The organism is Acaryochloris marina S15 (genome assembly GCF_018336915.1).
Classification (GTDB): Bacteria; Cyanobacteriota; Cyanobacteriia; order Thermosynechococcales; family Thermosynechococcaceae; genus Acaryochloris; species Acaryochloris marina_A.
The window spans coordinates 5,413,991-5,435,089 of the sequence record NZ_CP064923.1; the positions used below are offsets into that span (position 1 = coordinate 5,413,991).

The following is a 21,099-nucleotide window of genomic DNA, read 5'->3' on the forward strand; positions in this document are numbered from 1 at the left end:
CAGGAGCGTTATCGTGCCTACCCTTGGTGTCAATATCGATCATGTGGCGACTATTCGCCAAGCGCGTCGTACTGTGGAACCAGATCCAGTGGCAGCAGCGGTATTAGCAGAATTAGCGGGTGCTGATGGCATTACCGTGCATCTGCGGGAAGATCGGCGGCATATTCAGGATCGGGATGTCGAGGTGTTGCGAAAAACCGTCCGCACCCACTTGAATTTGGAAATGGCGGCGACGGAGGAGATGGTTGCCATAGCACTTCGTATCCAACCCGATTATGTCACCCTGGTGCCGGAAAAGCGGGAGGAAGTGACGACAGAGGGAGGGCTAGACATTGTAGGACAGCAAGCCCATATGGCCGATGTGGTCAAGACCTTACAAGCTGCCAATATTCCCGTTAGTCTGTTTATTGATGCCGACACCGCCCAAATTGAAGCATCGGCTCAAGTACAGACTAAGTTTATCGAACTGCATACGGGGACTTATGCGGAAGCGAAAGGTGAAGTCCAACAGGCCCAGGAGTTGGAAGTGTTGAAACAGGGTTGTGAACTCGCCCTTGCATTGGGACTCCGAGTCAATGCTGGTCATGGTTTGACCTATTGGAATACCTATCCCGTGGCCTGTCTACCGGGGATGGAAGAGCTAAATATTGGCCATACGATTATGAGTCGGTCGGTGTTGGTGGGTTTGGAACGAGCGGTGCGAGAAATGAAAGAAGTCATCGCAGGTCGAGGCTAGGTTGACAGTGCCGTTACCTGCTGACATATCCAAGCACGCATAATTTAGGTCTAAATAGCAGATATCTTCACTGTTAGAGTTCTTCTCATTCTATCTGGGGGAAGATTCAGTGGGGCCTGTCAGGGATGAAACTTAAACAACAAGCCACAGTAAAGCTTCGGCAGGGTTTGCCTTTCGGATCGAAGACTTTATTGTCTTGGAATGATCAGCCTTGTCAATAAGATTGAGCAACCTGAAAAGAATTGGCCTATTCTTGGATTCCACTTGTGATAGATAAATCATTACCCCCCGATATTTTTGCAACGCTAGAAAGCCCAGTTTATACAACCGCAATTTCTCCTAACGGGCAACAAGTCGTTGCAGGGTTAAAAGATGGTTCTCTACATCTTTTCGATCTAGTGGAGGGCCAGCCCATCGGCCAACCCTTCGCGGGACATTCTGGCTATGTCTGGTCCGTCGCCTTCTCCCCTGATGGAAAAACCATCGTCAGTGGCAGTTATGACAACACCCTGCGCTTGTGGAATCTGGACGGACAGACCATCGGCCAACCCTTCTCGGGACATTCTGACACTGTCAGGTCCGTCGCCTTCTCCCCTGATGGAAAAACCATCGTCAGTGGCAGTGATGACAACACCCTGCGCTTGTGGAATCTGGACGGACAGACCATCGGCCAACCCTTCGCGGGACATTCTGGCTCTGTCTGGTCCGTCGCCTTCTCCCCTGATGGAAAAACCATCGTCAGTGGCAGTTATGACAAAACCCTGCGCTTGTGGAATCTGGACGGACAGACCATCGGCCAACCCTTCTCGGGACATTCTGACACTGTCAGGTCCGTCGCCTTCTCCCCTGATGGAAAAACCATCGTCAGTGGCAGTGATGACAACACCCTGCGCTTGTGGAATCTGGACGGACAGACCATCGGCCAACCCTTCGCGGGACATTCTGGCTCTGTCTGGTCCGTCGCCTTCTCCCCTGATGGAAAAACCATCGTCAGTGGCAGTTATGACAAAACCCTGCGCTTGTGGAATCTGGACGGACAGACCATCGGCCAACCCTTCTCGGGACATTCTGACACTGTCAGGTCCGTCGCCTTCTCCCCTGATGGAAAAACCATCGTCAGTGGCAGTGATGACAACACCCTGCGCTTGTGGAATCTGGACGGACAGACCATCGGCCAACCCTTCGCGGGACATACTGGCTCTGTCAGGTCCGTCGCCTTCTCCCCTGATGGAAAAACCATCGTCAGTGGCAGTGATGACAAAACCCTGCGCTTGTGGAATCTGGACGGACAGACCATCGGCCAACCCTTCGCGGGACATTCTGGCTCTGTCTGGTCCGTCGCCTTCTCCCCTGATGGAAAAACCATCGTCAGTGGCAGTTATGACAAAACCCTGCGCTTGTGGAATCTGGACGGACAGACCATCGGCCAACCCTTCTCGGGACATTCTGACACTGTCAGGTCCGTCGCCTTCTCCCCTGATGGAAAAACCATCGTCAGTGGCAGTGATGACAACACCCTGCGCTTGTGGAATCTGGACGGACAGACCATCGGCCAACCCTTCGCGGGACATTCTGGCTCTGTCAGGTCCGTCGCCTTCTCCCCTGATGGAAAAACCATCGTCAGTGGCAGTGATGACAACACCCTGCGCTTGTGGAATCTGGACGGACAGACCATCGGCCAACCCTTCGCGGGACATACTGGCTCTGTCAGGTCCGTCGCCTTCTCCCCTGATGGAAAAACCATCGTCAGTGGCAGTGATGACAACACCCTGCGCTTGTGGAATCTGGACGGACAGACCATCGGCCAACCCTTCGCGGGACATTCTGGCTCTGTCTGGTCCGTCGCCTTCTCCCCTGATGGAAAAACCATCGTCAGTGGCAGTTATGACAAAACCCTGCGCTTGTGGAATCTGGACGGACAGACCATCGGCCAACCCTTCTCGGGACATTCTGACACTGTCAGGTCCGTCGCCTTCTCCCCTGATGGAAAAACCATCGTCAGTGGCAGTGATGACAAAACAGTATGTTTGTGTAAACGCACCATTGAGAAAGACTTCAAACTCCTGTGGATGTGCCCTCCCATCATTGCCAAACCCATTAAAAATTTATCTGAGCTGATCGGCAATATCCTCATTTCTCAGGGAATCAAAAACGATCGAGCGTTTGGTCATGATGCCTTAGATGTCGAGGATGAAATTAATGCTTTAACTGAAGTACTGCTACTCAGGAGTTTGACCCCTCCAGTTGCCGTCGGCCTATTAGGCAATTGGGGCAGTGGAAAATCGTTTGGCATGCATCTCATTCAATCCCAGATCAAGGCTCGACGACGCCAAGCACTGACATCAGAAGAAGCCTGGGGAAAGTGGAACCCCAGGCAAGAAGCACAGATTGAACGCATGTCACCATTTGTGGGTCATGTTTACCAGATTCAATTCAACGCCTGGACCTATGCCAAGTCCAATCTTTGGGCAAGTTTGATGCAGGAAATCTTTTATGAATTGAATCGACAAATTAGGGCGTAAGCAAAGGATCGGGGATGCATGGCTCAAAGAAAAACGGGTCAAGGACAATAGATCCTGTACCCGAACCAAAAAACTATCATGACCCTACCATCGCAATTGCTAACCGTGCTAGCCCATGACGAATTTCTAGAACAAACTGAAGCACTCAAAGTATCAACCAGCCTGAGTCAGATGGTTTATATCGTTCTGCAAATGGGCTTGTTTCTAGCTCGCTGTCTTCTGGAGGATGAACTCTCAAGGCGCGCGAAAGCAGTATTTGTATGGCCTGTATGTACTACCTGCGGAACCCGCTTACATTCGAAGGGATGGGAATCTCGTCAGATGCAGACACTGGTAGGCACTATCTCTTGAAAGCGACGGGTGGGCCGTTGTCCCAAAGGATGTCCAGGCAGTCTGTTGACTCCCCTGGATCAAGCCATTGGGATTGCCCCCTATCAGCACAGCAGCGAAGAACTGGTGCGTCTGGGCTGCTTGTTGAGTCTGTTCATGCCCTATGAACTGGCCAGTTGGATGCTGGGTCAGTGGAGTGGTCTATCCGTGAGTCCATCCAGTTTGTGGAACTGGGTGCAATCCGTGGGTAACAAAGCTCAGCAGGAATTAGAAGCTCAACTCAACGCTCAATCATCAGGGACTCAGGCCCCTTGTGAAGCGATTTCAGAGATGTTATCTGCTCTACCTTTGGCCATTGCCGCCGATGGTGTGATGGTCCCCTTTCGCCCCACCCCGAACTCACCCAAGGGAAAAATCCAGTGGCGAGAAGTCAAAGTCGCCATCTTAGCTCGCCTGGGAACACGGGTTACCCGAGCTAAAAAGGAGGTCCCCCAATTACTGCGTCGAAGACTGGTGGCAGTATTGGGCGATATCGACCAGTTCATCCCTTTACTTCAACTCGAAGCTCACAAACAAGACTTTGAATCTGCTCCAAAAGTCATCTGGCTCAGTGATGGGGGACGAGGCTTCTGGCGAGTCTATCGCACCTTGTTCTCTCATTGTGCTGTGGCAGTCCTCGACTTTTTTCATTCAGCAGGCCATCTGGCACGAGCAACTAAAGCGATGTTTGGAGATGCCCGCTCTGCTCAAGCCCAAGCCTGGTTCCGGCACTGGCGACACCAATTGCGACACGGGCAACACCTACTTGTATTACGGTCCTTGACGATATTGATTCACTCACAACTGTTAACGGGAAAGTCTTTTTCAACGTTGCTCCAGGTGCAGGCTTATTTCCAACGCCATCATAACCACATCCGTTATCGGCACTTTGAACAGCAACAGATTCCTCTCGGGTCAGGAATGGTTGAAAGTGCATGCAAGTGGTTGATTCAGCAGCGCTTTAAGGGAGTTGGCATGCGCTGGAGTGAGGATGGTTTCAACCATTTACTGATCTTGAGAATTGCCTGGGTCAATGAACGGTTTGACTCCTTATTCCCAGAGGTGACCATTCCGAAAACTAAGGCATCCCCGATCCGCTAAATACGCCCGACAAATTACCTTAGAACAAAAATTGGGCCGTTTTTTAAGCAATAAGGATGCCCCACTCACTGAAAACGCATCGCCAACCAGTCCTGCTCATCGGGGCCAGCATTACACTCCCTATAAATTTCTGAATTATTATATTCTCCGCCACTATCGGCTGATCCAATCCTTCTATCGACCGATTAAAAACACAATCTATGCATTTTTTATAGCATTTCTTTCTTTCTTAGATTTAGCGATTGGGCAACTCATTATTCATCTAGGAGTGATATTTCTCACTATTCTTTGGATCATCCTTTTTCTAACCACTCCACTCTTGCAGTGGCTCACAGAAAAAATTCGCTTCAAGTCTTCAGATATAGATTGGGTTGATAACCTTGGTGAGTTTATTGAGGCTTTACTCTTTATTTATATAGATTGGTTAAAAAGACAGCTTATAACATATTATTTTCCCCAGATAAATCACTTACCAAGTGCAAGCAAGTTAGACTACTTCTTGCAGTTTGTTGAGCGTAGTTTATTTTTCTTTTTGGAAGGTTTTCCAAAAAGAATACGGGATCGAATAACTTATTGGCAACGCCAGCAAGGGGCATTAGAGTCAACAGAAGCAGAAAGCCATTCCCCGCAAACACCACTTGGTATAGACGAGAACCTCCAATTCGGTGAAATTGCTCGTGTCAATCAAGCTTTACGTCAAGGCGGGCCATTATGGGAGGTCCTATATGAAATCAACGAGGCAGATGCCGATGTCCTCCTCGAACAACGGCTTAGCAAGGAAGACAGAGCAAAGTGGAACAACTTAAAATCCAATCAAGAAATATCCAATGTCCTTTGGTCAACGCTAGATAAAATTCAACGACAGAAAAATCAGAATTTTCAAGCCTTAGAGCAAAAGCTTAAAGAAGCCGAGAAAACGTTAGAACGAAAGCAAAAAAGCAACAAAATTAGTATCAATCAGAAACTCAATCAACGAAAAATAAGAGCGCTCTGGACACCGTTTTTTAACGGTATAGCGCGGCTCAAATTTTCTAAGGAGGACATCGAAGCCTATTCTGCCGCTGGCACATCGTTTCAAAAGTTTCGTGACACCATTAAAAGCTGGCAAGGCTTACTTGCCTTATTTTGTATGGGGTTGTTGATTGCGCTCACCGCTAGTTCTGAAAGTCGAGAAGCAATTACCCAACTGTTACAAACCATCCTGAATTCTCAAGCCCTTCGTAACCTCATACCTGAATGGATCAAGAACAGTCTCAATTCACTAGTCTCTTGGCTTCCTAAGGCAATCCAAGCATTTCCAACCTGGCTTCAGATTGGATCTGCGACGTTGATTAGCTTACTACCCGTCATAAAAGCCCTTACAACTTACATTGGCTCAGTCCAAAAAGAGCAAGCTCGCATTCAAGGCGAAAAAGAGACCTTAATCCAACAGTCCCAAGACAGAGTCACATCAGAAGCCCAAGAAGTCGCTCAGCTACGTTTAAGAGTCGAAGAAGAACGCCAACAATTGGGACCAAATGCCCAATATCCTTCTCTACTCGACTTCGTCAACGCTCGAATCTCAGGCGATGACTATGGTAAACATCTGGGTCTCATGCAGCAAATCAAACAAGATCTTGCAGCCTTATCCTCACGTCTGACCCTGAATCAAAGCAATGAGCAAGATATTCAACAACTATTTCCCCGCGGTCCTGCCAGAGTATTTCTCTACATTGATGATCTCGATCGTTGTCCCCCCGACCGCGTCGTTGAAGTGCTCGAAGCAGTCCAGCTTCTCCTTAATACCAAACTATTTGTCGTCATTTTAGCCATTGACGATCGCTACATTGCCCGCGCGTTAGAACAAGTTTATGCAGGCGTTCTCAAGCGCCGAGGCAAACCCTCTGGCATCGACTACTTAGAAAAAATCATCCAAATCCCCTATCGACTGCGTCCTATTTCACCCGATACCGTTGAAAGATACTTTCGTTCACAGCTCACCATCAAAAAAGAAGATCAGTCATGTGATAAAGGCACAGCACAACAGACTATCTCACATCTCAGTACTAAGCCTTCAGGTCACTCTCATTCAGAATTAAATCAACTTGAGAGTCAGTATGTTCAAGACACAGTCAACTCAGAGTCTGAAAAATTACAGCCCACAACAGATAAAGTAGATAATCCATCAAACCAAAATGGTGAATCGATAACTCAGAACCTCACCTCCTCTACTAAATCCTCAGAGGAAAATTTACCCAGTCCTAAACCATCTGAGTCATATGCCAAAGCTGCTGTCAGTCCAAGCACAGAACAAGCAGAACGTCTAAAAGCTTCCGTGAATGAACCGGAGACCAATACTAGTTCTAACGAGAGCAATGCAGAGCCATTAAACAAACCTCCGACTCCAGAAGAAGTCACCTATATCTCAACGATTGCAACCGTCGATGCATTTGATGAAGAGGAACTCAAGCTTTTAGTCGATTGCTGTAAATATGTGGATATAACCCCTCGAACAGGCAAAAGGTTAATCAATATCTACAAAATCCTACAAATTATTTGGAAAAAGAGGCATAAGGAAAAAGATCACGATCTTCCCTCTGATCAAACAAAGCGAATAGTGATGTCATTTCTTGCATTATCAGGCAGATACCCTGACTTTATGCGCAATCTCTTTGACGAAATCGATATGCTACTGGAGAAAGAAACTTTTGCTTCAACCAATGGAGAGATACTCATAAATCCTTCGATTCATCTATCTCTCTCAGAAACACTTGAGACTCTAGCCCCCACAAGCGATTCAAAAAACTCCCAAGATTTTCACACCAAGAGAGAATGGGATCGTTTCACCTCAGACATTAAACGCATGGTGGCGGACTCTTACACTACAACCGCAGACCCTGTTCTCACCTTAGATCGCAGAACCTTTTCTTTAATGCTTTCATTCTGCTTTGTGGGAGATCTTGGCTATGACCCAGATGATCACCCAGTGAACGTTCCAACACTTCAAAATCCTGAATAATTCACATTCGTCTGCAAGACTGCTTGAGCAGAGATTACCATTGGCGACCTCAACATCTAACCACTTTGTAAGTAGAGTGCAGTCTGCATTACACCCAAACAGCAAAATATGATGATGCCATACGGAAAAAGCGAAGTTTGCCAACAATTTTGCTAACAGACTCATTCAACGGGACGGTGCAATATCTACACTATCCATGCAATGGCGTTATGATCTTCTCAAGCAACCTGGACCTTTTATGGTGATCGCGTCTCAGCAAACAATCCATAGATTATGCCCCATATCCCCTCCTTAACCCAGGTGCAATTAGAAATTCTTCGCCTCGCGAAAGAGAATGATGGTGAAACGCTGCAACTATCCTTTGAATCCCCCGTCATGGGTCAGGGTGAACCCCCCAGCGATCATCCTCCTTTAATGCAAGAGATGATTGACCTAGGCTTACTCGAAGTACAATCCAGTCGGGTCTATTGCGATACTTCTCGATTTCAGAGAGATTGCTGGTTTGAATACTGCGCCAATTTAGAACTGCCCTCCATCTACGCCTGGGAATTATGGCGCCAAGAATTTATTGAGAAGCAGGAAGGATCAACCACACTCATCTCGCCTGGAGAAGAATTTGAAGATTTCAGCTATGTGTGGGTACAAGAAATGATATTTCGGGCTGTTCAACCCAGCTAACGCTGGGATTATGGCTTTTACTCGAAAAAGTGAACATTCCCGAAGAGTCCGTCGTATTTTTGGGTAAATCTTTGAGCGAGTGAACCTTTGCCACTACTATTTGCAGCTCAGATTAGAAGCTTTCACTCACACTTAGCTATTCTAGAATTACCCTTAGTGAGATTAATGTGATGGGCCAAAAAATCTTTAGTCCTGGTGAACTTGTTGAAGAAAGTGGCTTGTATCCCGTTGTTGGCCCTAGAGGTGGAGACAAAGGATACGAAGTGACTGCCGTAAAAGGAGAACCTTTTCCACCACTCCCTGAAAAAGGATGGGGATTTGGCAAACCTCAGTTAGCCAAAACAAGTGCAAGCCACTCAAGTGCAGCCCTAGTTGAGTATTCGCCACCCGAACTACCGAATCATCGTCCTATCACTACAGGGAATCTAGCGTTAGTCCCCTCTGAGACATTGCCCGGTGGCCGTCCTATACTGGTCGGAACCCGTCAGGTGAGTAGCTTTGATCATTTACCTCAACATCGTCCTGTCTTTGAAAGTGATTTGAACATCGTGGCGATGGTCGGCGATCGTCCTGTGATTAGCTTAGATTCATCCCTCATTCCCTCAGACTCTTTACCAGGCAATCGCCCCATTGCCGAGAACAACTCTTCTCCAAGCGGGAATTTGATGGGTTACTTAGATTGATGGTGTGTCACACCTAATGAGAGGCTGGCAGTCAATCTAGCCACCTCGTCCCAAGCATTAGACAAACTCAGTCTTGCGGAATCAGATTCTCGCAAATCTTTAAGCAAGTATCGGATCATTCTTGTACCCAATTCTCTAAGCGTGGCATAAGTGGGCTGCAGTGAAGTGCCATATCTATGCAGTGAGTCGTCTCTTCTGGACGCATCACCCATGCTAACGGGAGAGACCATCTTCACATCTGGCCTAGCTCTGGCATTGATTCACGCCGAATAAAAATCCGTTAGACATCAGTCATTATTTTCCGCCTTCCCTTTCAGAAGACCTGCAGATCAGTAAGATAGATAGGATCTGAGTTGGCCGTTCCAGTATGTTGCTGTCCCTCCGCATCGAAAATTTTGCCCTGATCGACACCTTAGATCTGACCTTTACGGATGGATTGAACGTGCTGACGGGAGAAACCGGAGCCGGGAAGTCCATTTTGCTGGATGCCATCGACTTGATCTTAGGGGGCAAAGCCCTCAGCTCCATGCTCCGTACAGGCGAATCTCGTACCTTGCTAGAAGCCAGCTTTAGTCTCACTCCAGCGCTTAATACTTGGCTGACCGCCACCGATATCGATCCCTTAGATGACTTGCTGGTGTGCAGTCGCGAAATTTCGACCCAAAGCACCTTGCGCAGTCGCTTTCGGGTCAATGGCGTTGTCGTCAACAAACAGCAGATCGCTCAACTCAGGGAACAATTGATCGAAGTAACTGCCCAAGGCCAAGCCGTGCAGTTAGGCCGAGCCGATCGCCAACGACAATGCCTGGACGGATTTGGTGGGGGACCACTTCTCAAGCAGCGACAGCAGGTTGCCACTGCCTTCACCCGCTGGCAAAAACTCACCACAGAACTCAATACCTTTCGCCAAAACGAACAGCAGCGCCTCCAAAATATCGATTTGCTCCGGTATCAGCTGCAGGAACTCGATACCGCAAATCTCGCCGACCCCAACGAGCAAACGGATTTAGAACAGGAACTGCAGCGCCTCAGCCATAGCGTTGAACTAGAACAGCAAAGTTATCAGGTCTACCAGCTCCTCTACGAAAAGGACCAAGGGGACGCCTGTGGCGATCTGTTGGGTCAGGCCGAATCCATCTTGGTGGATATGAGCCAGTACGACTCGCAGCTTGAGCCGATGCTGGAGCTGGTGCAGCAGGCCCTGACTCAGGTGCAAGAGGCCGGATCTTTAATTAATGCCTATGGCAATACTGTGGAAACAGATCCTGAACAACTGCAGTCCGTAGAAGCGCGACTGATGGAGCTGAAGCAGATTTGTCGCAAGTATGGGCCGAGTTTGGCAGATGCGATCGCACATCACCATACCATCCAATCCCAATATGCCGACCTCACGGGCGAAGGCCAATCCCTAGACGAGCTAGAGCAAGCCGCCGCCGACTGTGAAGCCAAGCTGCAGAAAGCCTGTGACAAGCTAACGGCCCTGCGCCAGAAAGCTGCCCAGCAGCTAGAAGCTCGTATCTTACAAGAGCTAAAACCCCTCGCCTTAGACAAGGTGCAGTTTCAGGTCGGATTACAGCCTCTCTCGCCCACCCAGAATGGCGCGGATCAAATTCAGTTTCTCTTTAGTGCCAACCCTGGTGAAGCCTTACAGCCCCTCTCTGAATCCGCCTCAGGGGGTGAAATGAGTCGATTCTTGCTGGCTCTCAAAGCCTGCTTTTCCCAAGGGGAAGGCGTGGGCACCCTGATCTTTGATGAAATTGACGCAGGAGTCTCGGGTCATGTCGCCCAGGCAATTGCCACCAAGCTATACCACCTCAGTCAAAACCATCAGGTTCTCTGCGTCACCCATCAACCCATGATTGCCGCCATGGCCGATGCCCATTTCCAGGTGCAAAAACAGGTTGTGATTCAGAGGGCAAACTCAGCCAGCACCCAAGCCGCCGAGCGGACAGTAGTGCAAGTCACGTCCTTGAATGACCAACAGCGACGGCAGGAATTGGCAGAAATTGCCGGGGGCCAGACCACTCAGCAGGCTCTCACTTTTGTGGATTCCCTCTTGCAACAGGCCGGGCAAGTGCGACAAAGCTATGCCAACGGCAAAACCGCAACAAAGACCAAAAAAGCCAAAAAGCGAGCCGTTAACTCTGCTTAGTTTTGTGACAAGGATGTAGAAGCTCGTAACGAAGGCCACCCATCTGTAACGGCTATGAGTCCTGATGCCAACATTCGGGGCACTTTAAAGATACGAACCCGCTGCCCAGTTTTACGTGTGACTTTCCCCCACTCAACCCAGAGAAAACACTCTTTTGGGTTGGTGAATCGATCGAACTTTTCGCTATCTTCTGTCCCTGAATATTCATGGTCTCTGAACGATTGTCACAAGCCCTACAGGCTTTGGAGCATCATCCTCAACACCTTCGCATCCGAAAATTAATTTACTTTGTCAGTCATCAGCATTGGCCGAGCGATCGCATTCCACAAGACCTTATGCAGCTCGATGTCTTGGTTCCGATCTTGCTCGCCCAGGTGACCACCGCTCAAGACTTAGGCCATCTGTTATCCAAGCGAGCTGCCAAGCTCAATAAATCCAAAACCTATCTGCCCATTGCCGACGCCATTAGTCAAACGTTGGCTCCCCTCTGTCAGTCCACGCCTACCATGCCAGACTATGGAGTGCCAGAAGCACTCAGTCCATCTCCCATTGGGGCAGGGGCAATCTACAGTCTGTTTGACCTAAAAGCAGCCCTAATGCAGTCCACCAACCCGCTGAAAGCAAAAATCTTGATCTTTTCAGCTCTCTATCATCCCTTTAGTTTCAGACGTCAAAATTGGTTGAACCTAAAGCAACGCTCCTTAGATAAATTACTGCAAACCCTATTCACCACCTATCCCAGCTTTGCGGCCCTAGAACAGAAGTTGATGCAAACGGCCGATCAGCTAGACACCCTCGATCAGAGTCAACAAGTGGTTCATGCCCTATTACGGGCCGTCCTTCCCCAATACCGAGGTCAATCCCTCGCCACGCTAGAGAAACCAGGGCCAGAACCGTTAATCCAGACTGCAATCGACGACTTAGGAATTGAAGATGATATGCTCACTTGCCAATTAGTGACCCAGGCTTCCTGAAGGATATGAAAGCTAAAGCACTACTTAAACAATATGCTGACAATGTCTTTGACTTCAGTGGTCAAACTCTAGCAGGCGTAGATCTAGCAGGGGCTGACTTGATTGGCATCAATCTATCAGCAGCGGACCTACGCAATACAAATTTGAGTTTGGCCTACTTGAATCGAGTGGATCTGCAAACTAGCAACCTGACCCAAAGCAACTTGAGCGGGGCTACCTTGGCTCAGGCCAACTTAAGCCAAGCAAACCTCACGGATGCAGCCCTGCATGGGGCGAATCTACAACGCGCCGTCCTATTCAAAGCCGATCTGACCTTGGCAGATCTAACAGATGCCAATCTGATGGAAGCCGATCTGCGGGAAGTCACACTCCGCAGTACCAACCTCACAGGAGCTTGTCTACGCAGTGCCAACCTGCGGGAAGAAAATCGCAACTGTGCAGATCTTAGAGGAGCTGTCCTCGATGGGGTCGATCTTCAAGGGGCCAATTTACATGGAGCCGATCTGAGCAAAGTTAGCTTACAAGGAGCAAATCTCCGCAATGCCAATTTGCGAGCAGCCAATTTGGCCGGGGCCGATCTACAGGGCGCTAATCTTGAGCAAGCCTTGCTGATTGAGGCCAATCTCCAGCAAGCGAATCTGAGTCACGCCACCTTAGCCGATGCAAAGCTAGAGCGAGTGAATCTCCAGATGGCTCAGCTTGTCAACAGTGATTTAAGCGACTGCACCTTGGTGGAGAGTGACCTCAGTCAAGCCAATTTGCAAGGCGCAATGCTATATCGCAGTCGGCTGAATCGGGCCAATCTCAGTCGGGCAAACCTAACAGCAGCTAACCTGCAAGAAGCATTTCTGATTCAAGCATTTTTAGCCAGAACCGATCTCACGGATGCGAATCTCCAAGGTGCCAATCTAACCCGTTCAGATTGGAGTAGTGCAATTCTAACCAGAACCGTCTTAACGGGAGCGACACTACCCGACGGTACAGCCTGTGAAACTTGACCATCGTCGCAACAATTTCAACGGCTAACCCAGTGTTAGGTTTGAGGAGTTGCTTCAATATTCATCGCCTGATCAACTTGGGTATATAAGTGGGCTAGATCAGAGTTGTTATCAATCACAACTGTAGCCCGGTGAGCTTTTTCGATTAGAGGCATTTGGCTAGCAATTCTAGCTTCCGCCTGAGATCTAGATATAGCGTCCCGCTCCATTAACCGCTGATACTGCTGCTCATCATCACAAACCACCACCCAAATTTCCGAGGCTAAATCCGTCATCTTTGCTTCAAACAATAACGGCACCACCGCCACCACAATTGGATCCGTGAGTTGTCGTTGAGCAGACAGAATGCGATCTCGCACATAGGGATGAATTTGGCCCTCTAGCCAAGCGCGTTCAGACTCATCATGGAAGACAATATTGCCCAGCTGCTTCCGATCTAGATTGCCATCTGCCAGCAGAATCTCTGCTCCATATCGTTGGGCAATATTGGCTAAAGCTACTGACCCTGGTTTCACAGCATCGCGGGCGTAAATATCTGCATCCAAAATAGGCAATTCATAGCGTGTTTCTAGATAAGCAGCAACGCTAGATTTTCCCGTCGCAATCCCTCCCGTCAACCCAATAATTCGCTGTGTCATTTCCTTCGCTTTGCCAACAGACCTCTTGCTAGATTTTAAAGGGTGGCTTCAGGAATTTATCCAACTATCTCAACACGACTCGCATCTGGTCATTCACCAAACAGAGATCAAAGATTGGCTATGATATTACCTGAATACCTATTCATATATTTATGGATTGAGTGAACGGATATGACCGCCTCTCATACTCACTGCTGTGGCCACCACCCACCCGAAACATTCAATCTGAGGCAAACTGCAACGCCGATTGCGATCGCAACCCTACTACTACTGATTGGCATCTTCGGCAACGAACCGCTGCACAATACGCCATTTGCGATCGCAGAGTATGCCATCCTTATTCCCGCCTACTTAATTAGCGGCCGTCAGGTCCTCACCACCGCAGGCCGCAACATTCTCCGGGGAGAGATGTTTGACGAGAACTTCTTGATGACGATTGCGACGTTGGGTGCGATCGCAATTCATGAGCTCCCTGAAGCCGTCACCGTGATGCTGTTTTTTCAGATAGGAGAACTGTTTCAAAGCTATTCTGTGGGGCGATCACGGCGTTCCATTCAGGCCCTCCTAGAAGTCCGCCCCGATACCGCCAACCTGCAAGTCAACGGCGAGTTTAAACAGGTTGCACCTGAAACCGTCAGCGTAGGTAAAGTGATTCAGGTGCGGCCAGGGGAAAAAGTACCGTTAGATGGCGAGATTCTATCCGGCACCTCCCAAATGGATACCTCAGCTCTGACGGGGGAATCCATGCCGCGCAGCATTGCCCCAGGAGACACAGCTCTAGCAGGCATGATCAATCAGTCCGGGGTATTGACTCTCAAGGTCACCAAACCCTTTAGCGAGTCGTCGATTGCCAAGATTTTAGACCTAGTCAAAAACGCCAGTCACAAAAAAGCCCCAACTGAAAAGTTCATCACTCAGTTTGCTCGCTACTATACGCCGATGGTGGTGTTGATTGCAGTTGCGATCGCACTTCTGCCTCCCCTATTCATTGCTGGGGCAACCCATGCCCAATGGACCTATCGCGCCCTCGTTCTGCTAGTGATTTCTTGTCCCTGTGGTCTGGTGATTAGCATTCCCCTCGGCTACTTTGGTGGCGTCGGCGGGGCTGCGAAGCAGGGCATTTTGGTCAAGGGAGCTACCTATCTAGATACCCTCACCCAGATCAAAACTGTCGTCTTCGATAAAACAGGCACCCTAACCCAAGGCAATTTCCAAGTTACCGAGGTGGTTTCTGAAAATGGTCTCAGTGACCGTCAAATATTAGCCTTAGCCGCCCATGCTGAATCCCACTCCAATCACCCCATCGCCCAATCCATTCGACAGGCCTATGGGCAGCCGGTGGACGAGTCCACTGTCCAAACCCATGAAGAAATTGCCGGTCACGGCGTTCGAGCCCAGATCAACGACTGCACCATCCTGGTAGGCAATGATCGACTCCTGCATCATGACAATATCCCCCACGATGTTTGCACAGTAGATGGCACAGTGGCCCACTTAGCCGTTGAGGGTCAATATACAGGACGGATTCTGATTGCCGATCAGGTCCGAGACGATGCTGCTGATGTGCTACAAGCACTCAAAACCCAGGGAATCAAAACTGCAATGCTAACGGGAGACAATCAGACCGTCGCCAAAAAAATTGCTCACCAATTGGGGCTAACGGACTATCGGGCTGAACTGTTACCAGAAGATAAGGTCACAGCACTAGAGGGATTCTGGCAGCAAGCCCATCAAAAGGTCGCATTTGTTGGCGATGGCATCAATGACGCTCCTGCGATCGCACGAGCAGATGTCGGTATTGCCATGGGTGGTATCGGCTCAGATGCAGCCATTGAAACAGCAGATGTGGTGATTATGGCGAACACGCTCACCAAAGTGGTGACAGCGATCCAAATTGCCCATAAAACTCGCCGTATTGTCTGGCAAAATATCGCGGTCGCGTTGGGAGTCAAAGGTCTATTTCTGCTCCTGGGCACGATGGGTATCGCCACGCTTTGGGAAGCTGTGTTTGCCGATGTCGGCGTTGCTCTACTAGCCATCTTCAATGCTGGACGTATCTTGAAGTAGTCTGCAGCAAGCCAAATCTTTTTACTTTCACTCAAGGGCTACCGGATAAGTATTAGAGGTCATTACCAAGATGAAGTGGGGCAAGCCTCGAACAGCCCAGGTGCATGTGAGCCTCTCAATGTCTGTGCTTCAGCAGAGAATAGCTTCAGGCTATTTAAATATTCTGACTCATACTTTTTGCCTTTAAAACTAGTGCAATCAATATATTGCAATTAGGAATTTGACTCATCCGAATATTTGCAAGGCTTATCAATAATGGACAGATCTTGATATGCCACGCTTTTTGCTTTGAACAGATTCTGTTGATCATCATAATGATGCAAAAAGCAGAGCAATCGTTACACCTAATCCCTACATACCTCGTAAATACAAAAGCTTTGGTATTTGTTCAAAACCTCTAAAAACAAGGGAAAGCTATGCTAAATAGCCTATTGTAGGCTCTCAGGAAAATTAGTTATGACCTTTAAATTGCTTCGAACTGTCATCTCCAACAATTTATGTTTGGGTATTTTTGCAACAGCTTTCATGCTCTTTGCAGGTTGTTCCTCAGACAGTCCATCAAAAAGTGGTGATGCGAATTCACCAGACAAGGCTATATCTGCTGCTCTTCAAGCCGCCAAAGAGAAAGAAACGATTGCTAAAAGCGCTATTGGAGCCACTAATAGAGCACAGCAAATTCATTTACTTGAAAACTCAACTTTTGCAAATTCCTTCGGTGCACTGGGTCTTAGCCCAGATTTTGGAATTGATGCATTCTATGATCTGCAGATTGTGTCAGCTGATGCGGGTCGCGCTTATTTAACAGCAAGTGCAAAGCAACCCAACTTCAAGAGCTTCAGTGGTGTAGTCATTAATGCCAACGGCACAACCACAGCTAAAATCTGTGCAACAAAATCTGCATCTCAAACTCCGCCGCCGATAGATTGCAAGTAATATCACGTTTAATCTGGCGGAAACTTTTAAGCAGGTTATTTTGGGAATATGCTGTATCGGTGCAATCTTTGAACGGTGCTGAATTATGCGGATAACATGGGCATTTTAGTGTTGCAGAGTGCTGTGGCCCTCACCGCTACAGCGAGTCACTTTGGTGTCAGTGGGTTGCGATCGCAATCTCCATACATATTCCAACTCACTCCATCCACCTGAGCCCAAATCACAACCTGGCGATTCAGTTCGGCAGCAATGCTTCAAGTGAAACGACCAGTGCAAGGTTTATCTGAATCTTTGCCCATCCGTTGGCAACCCTCCCAATAGTCTTCAACCACATTACGGAAAGAGGTTTCTAACTCATTAACGGTTTCTCCATCAAAGGCAATCACATCCTCCCACCCGGCCAAAGAAGATTCGATCTTCAGCATCCAACTGAATAACAACTTCATACCCTCTATATTCCATCAGTTATTCCCGCTCTGAAAAAAAAATATTACAGATGTAACCCACCTCACCATTCTTTTACGAGTAAAAGAGTATCCTACCCATAGGTGAGGCCGTTTGCTGGAGAAATCGACTGATGAGAAAGCAATACCACCATGAATCCTTTTTATCCAGGCTATTACACGGAAAATGAGCTAAGAGACTTTGGTTTCAAATCCGTTGGCCAGAACGTTCAAATAGCCAAGAACTGTACCATTGTTGGCCTTGAAAATATCGCGATCGGTGACAACGTTCGCATTGATGCCTATTGTTCCATTTTTGCCCATAAGGAAGGCTGGGTCACATTAGGCTCCTTTATCCATATTGGCGGCTATTGTCTCCTATCTGCTGGAGACGGCATCCGGATGGATGATTTTAGCGGTCTCTCTCAAGGGGTCCATCTCTACAGCAGAACCGATGACTACACGGGCAAATTCTTAACTAATCCCACCGTACCCAAGAAATACACTGGCATCGTCGGGGGAACGATTACCCTGGGCCGCCATGCCATCATTGGCTCCAGCTCCGTTATTCTGCCCAAAGTTGCTATTGGCGATGGCACCGCCGTGGGGGCACTATCCTTAGTTACAAAAAGCTTAGACCCTTGGGGCGTATATTTCGGCAGTCCAGTCAAAAAGCTGAAAAACAGATCTAAACGGCTGCTGAAATTGGAAGCAGAGTTAATGGCGGAATTGGAAAGGCCCGCCGACAGCCTACCCATCTCTCTATCTGCCATTGGATAAAGGATGCAGGTGGAGAAACTCAAGTACAGCTGAGTTAAAACGCTCCGCTTCGACTAAAAACGGCCAATGGTTGCCAGGCAACCGTTCGACTTGAAGCTGATTGAGATAGGTCTGGTAGGTTTTTAAATTGCTGGCACGGCGATTAATCCCTTGCTCGGGCTGAACTAACAGAGTCGGAATATCGATTGGCGCGGTTAAACCGGGGATAGCAACGGATTCCTGAAAGATTTCATTGCGGGCAGGCACCGTAAACTTACTCCCCCAACTACCATCCGCTTTTTGTTCAATCCCCTCAGCAAAGATCTTTTGCTGAAGAGGACTCCAGCCTTGAAACTGATTGAGGGTGAGAGCTTTCGCCTCTGCCACTTCGTAACTAGAGAACGGCCCCATCCCTTGCAAAAAGGGCAATACCTTATAGAGCAACGGAAATGTAAAGTTCACAAAGCCAGGCATTTTGTTGATGAAAAAGGGATCAACCAACACCATGCTGGATAATCGTTGGGGGGCAGCAGTGGCCCAAATGGGTAGCAGCTTAGCAGCCCAAGAATGGGCAATCCCATGGACCTGGGACCAACCCAAGTGATCTAAGAGGGCTTCTAGATCACCCATTAACTCAGTAAACGTATACCCCTGAGTCGGTTTATCACTCTCCCCATGTCCCCGCATATCTAGGGCCACCAGATGATAGCGATCTCCTAATGCCACTGCCAAATCAGACCAGACCCAGGCATGATCACCCAACCCATGCAAGAGCAACACAGGCTCAGGGCCTGTAAACCATTCCAAGTAGGAAAGTTGAATATGGGGGAGGGTTAGGGTTTTCCGAATAGGTTCCATAGGCTCAATCATCCCTAAGAATGGGGGGCTTTGTCTATTGGCCAAAGACGGCGAACCCCCTACGCTACACTAAAAAGCATAGGTCAGAATATCTAGGAGCCAATGGCAGACTCTGCAAAGATCATGCGCCATAGCCAATTGTTGAACCGATTGGTGATTGACCGCGACACCACAGAAGAATTGGGTCGGATCGATGTGGTCTGGATGCATCCCCCCGCCCATCGAGTCATGGGGTTTATCTGTAAACCTGGCTTTATGACCAAGCAGCGCTATGCCTTTAACCTCAAGCAGCTTTATCGGATTGGCCCTGAGAGTATTTTGGTCTCTGCCGGTGCCGCTGAAACCAATGCCAAAGAAGTTGCCTTACTAGAGACTCTGATTGGCCTAGAGCTATGGACCGATGCCGGAGAACGGTTAGGCCGGATTATCGATTGCCTCTTTGATCAGAAAACGGGCAATATCACCCACTATTTGTTCAAGTCAGCGGGCTGGCGAGGCTTTACCAGTGGGGTCTACCAACTGCCACCTCGATCCGTAATGAGCTTTGGCCGTAAAAAAGTGCTAGTCACGGCTAAGGTCAGTGAAAACCTCAAAGTATTTCAAGAGGGACTAGAAGATCGACTGGTACAGGTAAGCGATCGCATCAAGTCTGGCTATACCCAAGAATTCGATTCCCTCACGTCTCGGGCCCAAAAGCTAACCAAACAAGCCGAAGAACGACTGCAAAAGCTGGCTGAACAGGCCAATGAACAGGTAGAAGCCTTTAACCAAGAAACAGATGAAGACGAAGAAGACTTCAGCCAGCAGCTCCAGGAAAAATCGCAAAAGCTGATGCAGCAAGCCAAACAAAAAGGTCGAGCCCTATGGGAACGAGTGGAAGATGGTGCCTTTAACCTCACGGAAGAACTAGCCAGCCCGAATGAATCCCGTCCTCGCCCCAAGGTAGAGCCGGTTACCCAGGAAGAGGTGATTAAAAATATTCCCATTGAGGATTTAGAGGATGACGAACCTTGGATCTGACGCCAGCGCCCTGCTAACGCGGGTGCCGGAACCAGAATTAATGGATGATGATGATCAGGCTCGTGCCTATGCAGAAGCTGATTTTGCAGAACCCCACAATCATTTTGTTCAGCTTCTCCAAGAGACCTTTCCTCAGTTACCCCAATCAGGAAACGCTCTTGACTTAGGCTGCGGTCCTGGGGATATTACTCTGCGCTTTGCCCACGCGTTTCCAGCCTGGTCAGTGGAAGGATGGGATGCATCGGAGGCCATGCTGAACTATGGCTATCAGGCTGTAGCAGCAGCCGCACTCCAAGACCGCATCACCCTCAAAAAAGTATATGTACCTCAAAGTGATACGGTCAGCGATACCAAACGTGATACGGTATCGTTTCCCTTAATTTTTTCGAATAGTTTGCTCCATCATTTGGCCGATCCGATGGCTCTTTGGACAGAGGTAAAACAGCAATCGGGGGCAGGGACGGCGGTCTTTATTATGGATTTGATGCGACCCACAAAGCGAGAGACAGCAAGGAATTTCGTCGATCTCTATGTGCAAGATGAACCAGAAGTCCTACGGAAAGATTTCTTTAATTCGTTGTTGGCAGCTTATCGAGTGGATGAGGTGAAAGCTCAATTAGTACAAGCTGGGTTAGGTGGTTTGCAGGTGCGTGCGGTTAGCGATCGCCATCTCATTATCTGGGGCCAACTTTAGTATCGCGACCTGAAGTTTAAATTCACATATTCATTGTTTCCAAACCAAAAACTACTGATTTCTCATTAAGGCGTGGAAAACTGATAGAGATTTTTGCACCTTCAACTTGGGTATGGGTTCTTCTCCCAAGTCCATTACCCAGTTACCTGACAAAGACCAGGGCATAAAGCGAGAAGATAGCCGAACCACCATAAAACGCCATTGCAATCCAGTAACAGATCGGCTCTTGGCTACGGTGTTTTTTATGGGCCCACTTACCAAACTCTAACGTGCGTCGCCCCCCTCGCACCCAAACCGAGCCAGAGGTCAATCCATCCCACAGCAGATAGCCAGTCGAGAGCAACAAAACGGCAAATAGAATTTTCTCCACAGTTACCTCATGCCTCTAAACAACAAAGAATGCCGTTATCAAACGAAACGGCATTCATATATTGCCCAATCAACCCTAAAAACAGGTGGGGCACTTATTCAGTTGT

18 protein-coding genes and 1 pseudogene are annotated in these 21,099 nt (G+C 48.5%); 15 read left to right on the forward strand and 4 right to left on the reverse strand.

Going from position 1 to position 21,099, the window contains the following annotated elements; all coding sequences use genetic code 11:
• The first annotated feature begins 13 nt into the window (after positions 1-13).
• The 9 genes and pseudogenes from I1H34_RS24670 (at position 14) to I1H34_RS24715 (ending at position 13,211) form a co-directional block, all read left to right on the forward strand.
• Positions 14-736, forward strand: coding sequence for a pyridoxine 5'-phosphate synthase (locus I1H34_RS24670; protein WP_212663506.1), 723 nt, complete (start codon positions 14-16; stop codon positions 734-736).
• A gap of 266 nt (positions 737-1,002) precedes the next feature.
• A complete protein-coding gene (locus tag I1H34_RS24675) occupies positions 1,003-3,258 on the forward strand; it encodes a P-loop NTPase fold protein (protein ID WP_212663507.1) in 2,256 nt (751 codons plus the stop codon).
• A gap of 78 nt (positions 3,259-3,336) precedes the next feature.
• Positions 3,337-4,728, forward strand: a pseudogene (locus I1H34_RS24685) (ISKra4 family transposase).
• 532 nt (positions 4,729-5,260) lie between these two features.
• A complete protein-coding gene (locus tag I1H34_RS24690) occupies positions 5,261-7,726 on the forward strand; it encodes a P-loop NTPase fold protein (RefSeq protein WP_212663508.1) in 2,466 nt (821 codons plus the stop codon).
• 273 nt (positions 7,727-7,999) lie between these two features.
• Positions 8,000-8,404, forward strand: coding sequence for a hypothetical protein (locus I1H34_RS24695; RefSeq protein WP_212663509.1), 405 nt, complete (start codon positions 8,000-8,002; stop codon positions 8,402-8,404).
• Positions 8,405-8,574: 170 nt separating this feature from the next.
• Positions 8,575-9,087 (forward strand): hypothetical protein, encoded by a 513-nt coding sequence (locus I1H34_RS24700; RefSeq protein WP_212663510.1) that lies wholly within the window; start codon positions 8,575-8,577, stop codon positions 9,085-9,087.
• Between the two features lie 367 nt (positions 9,088-9,454).
• Positions 9,455-11,239, forward strand: coding sequence for a DNA repair protein RecN (gene recN, locus I1H34_RS24705; protein WP_212663511.1), 1,785 nt, complete (start codon positions 9,455-9,457; stop codon positions 11,237-11,239).
• A 206-nt stretch (positions 11,240-11,445) separates the two neighbouring features.
• Complete coding sequence (locus tag I1H34_RS24710) at positions 11,446-12,213, forward strand: hypothetical protein (protein ID WP_212663512.1); 768 nt, start codon at positions 11,446-11,448, stop codon at positions 12,211-12,213.
• Positions 12,214-12,218: 5 nt separating this feature from the next.
• Positions 12,219-13,211 carry a pentapeptide repeat-containing protein gene (locus tag I1H34_RS24715; protein ID WP_212663513.1) on the forward strand — a complete coding sequence of 331 codons (993 nt, stop codon included), beginning with the start codon at positions 12,219-12,221 and terminating at the stop codon, positions 13,209-13,211.
• Positions 13,212-13,246: 35 nt separating this feature from the next.
• Here the strand turns inward: I1H34_RS24715 and coaE are convergent, their stop codons facing one another.
• Positions 13,247-13,849, reverse strand: coding sequence for a dephospho-CoA kinase (gene coaE / locus I1H34_RS24720; RefSeq protein ID WP_212663514.1), 603 nt, complete (start codon positions 13,847-13,849; stop codon positions 13,247-13,249).
• A 171-nt stretch (positions 13,850-14,020) separates the two neighbouring features.
• Between coaE and I1H34_RS24725 the strand changes: the two genes are divergently transcribed.
• The 3 genes from I1H34_RS24725 to I1H34_RS32320 all read left to right on the forward strand — a co-directional run bounded on the left by I1H34_RS24725 (position 14,021) and on the right by I1H34_RS32320 (position 17,062).
• Positions 14,021-15,916 (forward strand): heavy metal translocating P-type ATPase, encoded by a 1,896-nt coding sequence (locus I1H34_RS24725; RefSeq protein ID WP_212663515.1) that lies wholly within the window; start codon positions 14,021-14,023, stop codon positions 15,914-15,916.
• Positions 15,917-16,372: 456 nt separating this feature from the next.
• On the forward strand, positions 16,373-16,849 hold the full coding sequence (locus I1H34_RS24730) for a type IV pilin-like G/H family protein (protein ID WP_212663516.1): 477 nt from the start codon (positions 16,373-16,375) through the stop codon (positions 16,847-16,849).
• Positions 16,850-16,924: 75 nt separating this feature from the next.
• A complete protein-coding gene (locus I1H34_RS32320) occupies positions 16,925-17,062 on the forward strand; it encodes a hypothetical protein (RefSeq protein WP_249369590.1) in 138 nt (45 codons plus the stop codon).
• Between the two features lie 41 nt (positions 17,063-17,103).
• On the opposite strand, the gene I1H34_RS32325 is transcribed toward I1H34_RS32320, so the two are convergent.
• The gene (locus tag I1H34_RS32325) at positions 17,104-17,274 is read right to left on the reverse strand and encodes a hypothetical protein (RefSeq protein WP_249369592.1); all 171 of its coding nucleotides are present in this window, start codon (positions 17,272-17,274) and stop codon (positions 17,104-17,106) included.
• Positions 17,275-17,445: 171 nt separating this feature from the next.
• On the opposite strand from I1H34_RS32325, the gene I1H34_RS24740 reads away from it, so the two are divergent.
• Complete coding sequence (locus I1H34_RS24740) at positions 17,446-18,072, forward strand: acyltransferase (protein WP_212663517.1); 627 nt, start codon at positions 17,446-17,448, stop codon at positions 18,070-18,072.
• Here I1H34_RS24740 and I1H34_RS24745 read toward each other — a convergent pair.
• A complete protein-coding gene (locus I1H34_RS24745; RefSeq protein ID WP_212663518.1) occupies positions 18,055-18,909 on the reverse strand; it encodes an alpha/beta fold hydrolase in 855 nt (284 codons plus the stop codon). The genes I1H34_RS24740 and I1H34_RS24745 overlap by 18 nt on opposite strands.
• A 102-nt stretch (positions 18,910-19,011) precedes the next feature.
• Between I1H34_RS24745 and I1H34_RS24750 the strand changes: the two genes are divergently transcribed.
• Together I1H34_RS24750 and I1H34_RS24755 are read left to right on the forward strand one after the other, a co-directional pair.
• Positions 19,012-19,929, forward strand: coding sequence for a PRC-barrel domain-containing protein (locus I1H34_RS24750; protein WP_212663519.1), 918 nt, complete (start codon positions 19,012-19,014; stop codon positions 19,927-19,929).
• Positions 19,910-20,623 (forward strand): class I SAM-dependent methyltransferase, encoded by a 714-nt coding sequence (locus tag I1H34_RS24755; protein ID WP_212663520.1) that lies wholly within the window; start codon positions 19,910-19,912, stop codon positions 20,621-20,623. The genes I1H34_RS24750 and I1H34_RS24755 overlap by 20 nt, the downstream gene beginning before the upstream one ends.
• 142 nt (positions 20,624-20,765) lie before the next feature.
• Here the strand turns inward: I1H34_RS24755 and I1H34_RS24760 are convergent, their stop codons facing one another.
• The gene (locus I1H34_RS24760; protein ID WP_212663521.1) at positions 20,766-20,993 is read right to left on the reverse strand and encodes a hypothetical protein; all 228 of its coding nucleotides are present in this window, start codon (positions 20,991-20,993) and stop codon (positions 20,766-20,768) included.
• Positions 20,994-21,099: the final 106 nt, after the last annotated feature.

Bases quoted from the DNA above. Each gene is read 5' to 3' on its own strand.
- I1H34_RS24700 (WP_212663510.1), top strand. From the start codon at position 8,575: ATGGGCCAAAAAATCTTTAGTCCTGGTGAACTTGTTGAAGAAAGTGGC.
- I1H34_RS24730 (WP_212663516.1), top strand. From the start codon at position 16,373: ATGACCTTTAAATTGCTTCGAACTGTCATCTCCAACAATTTATGTTTG.
- I1H34_RS24695 (WP_212663509.1), top strand. From the start codon at position 8,000: ATGCCCCATATCCCCTCCTTAACCCAGGTGCAATTAGAAATTCTTCGC.
- coaE (WP_212663514.1), bottom strand. From the start codon at position 13,849: ATGACACAGCGAATTATTGGGTTGACGGGAGGGATTGCGACGGGAAAA.
- recN (WP_212663511.1), top strand. From the start codon at position 9,455: ATGTTGCTGTCCCTCCGCATCGAAAATTTTGCCCTGATCGACACCTTA.
- I1H34_RS24725 (WP_212663515.1), top strand. From the start codon at position 14,021: ATGACCGCCTCTCATACTCACTGCTGTGGCCACCACCCACCCGAAACA.
- I1H34_RS24745 (WP_212663518.1), bottom strand. From the start codon at position 18,909: ATGGAACCTATTCGGAAAACCCTAACCCTCCCCCATATTCAACTTTCC.
- I1H34_RS24740 (WP_212663517.1), top strand. From the start codon at position 17,446: ATGAATCCTTTTTATCCAGGCTATTACACGGAAAATGAGCTAAGAGAC.
- I1H34_RS24715 (WP_212663513.1), top strand. From the start codon at position 12,219: ATGAAAGCTAAAGCACTACTTAAACAATATGCTGACAATGTCTTTGAC.
- I1H34_RS24750 (WP_212663519.1), top strand. From the start codon at position 19,012: ATGGCAGACTCTGCAAAGATCATGCGCCATAGCCAATTGTTGAACCGA.
- I1H34_RS32325 (WP_249369592.1), bottom strand. From the start codon at position 17,274: ATGCTGAAGATCGAATCTTCTTTGGCCGGGTGGGAGGATGTGATTGCC.
- I1H34_RS24755 (WP_212663520.1), top strand. From the start codon at position 19,910: ATGACGAACCTTGGATCTGACGCCAGCGCCCTGCTAACGCGGGTGCCG.
- I1H34_RS24710 (WP_212663512.1), top strand. From the start codon at position 11,446: ATGGTCTCTGAACGATTGTCACAAGCCCTACAGGCTTTGGAGCATCAT.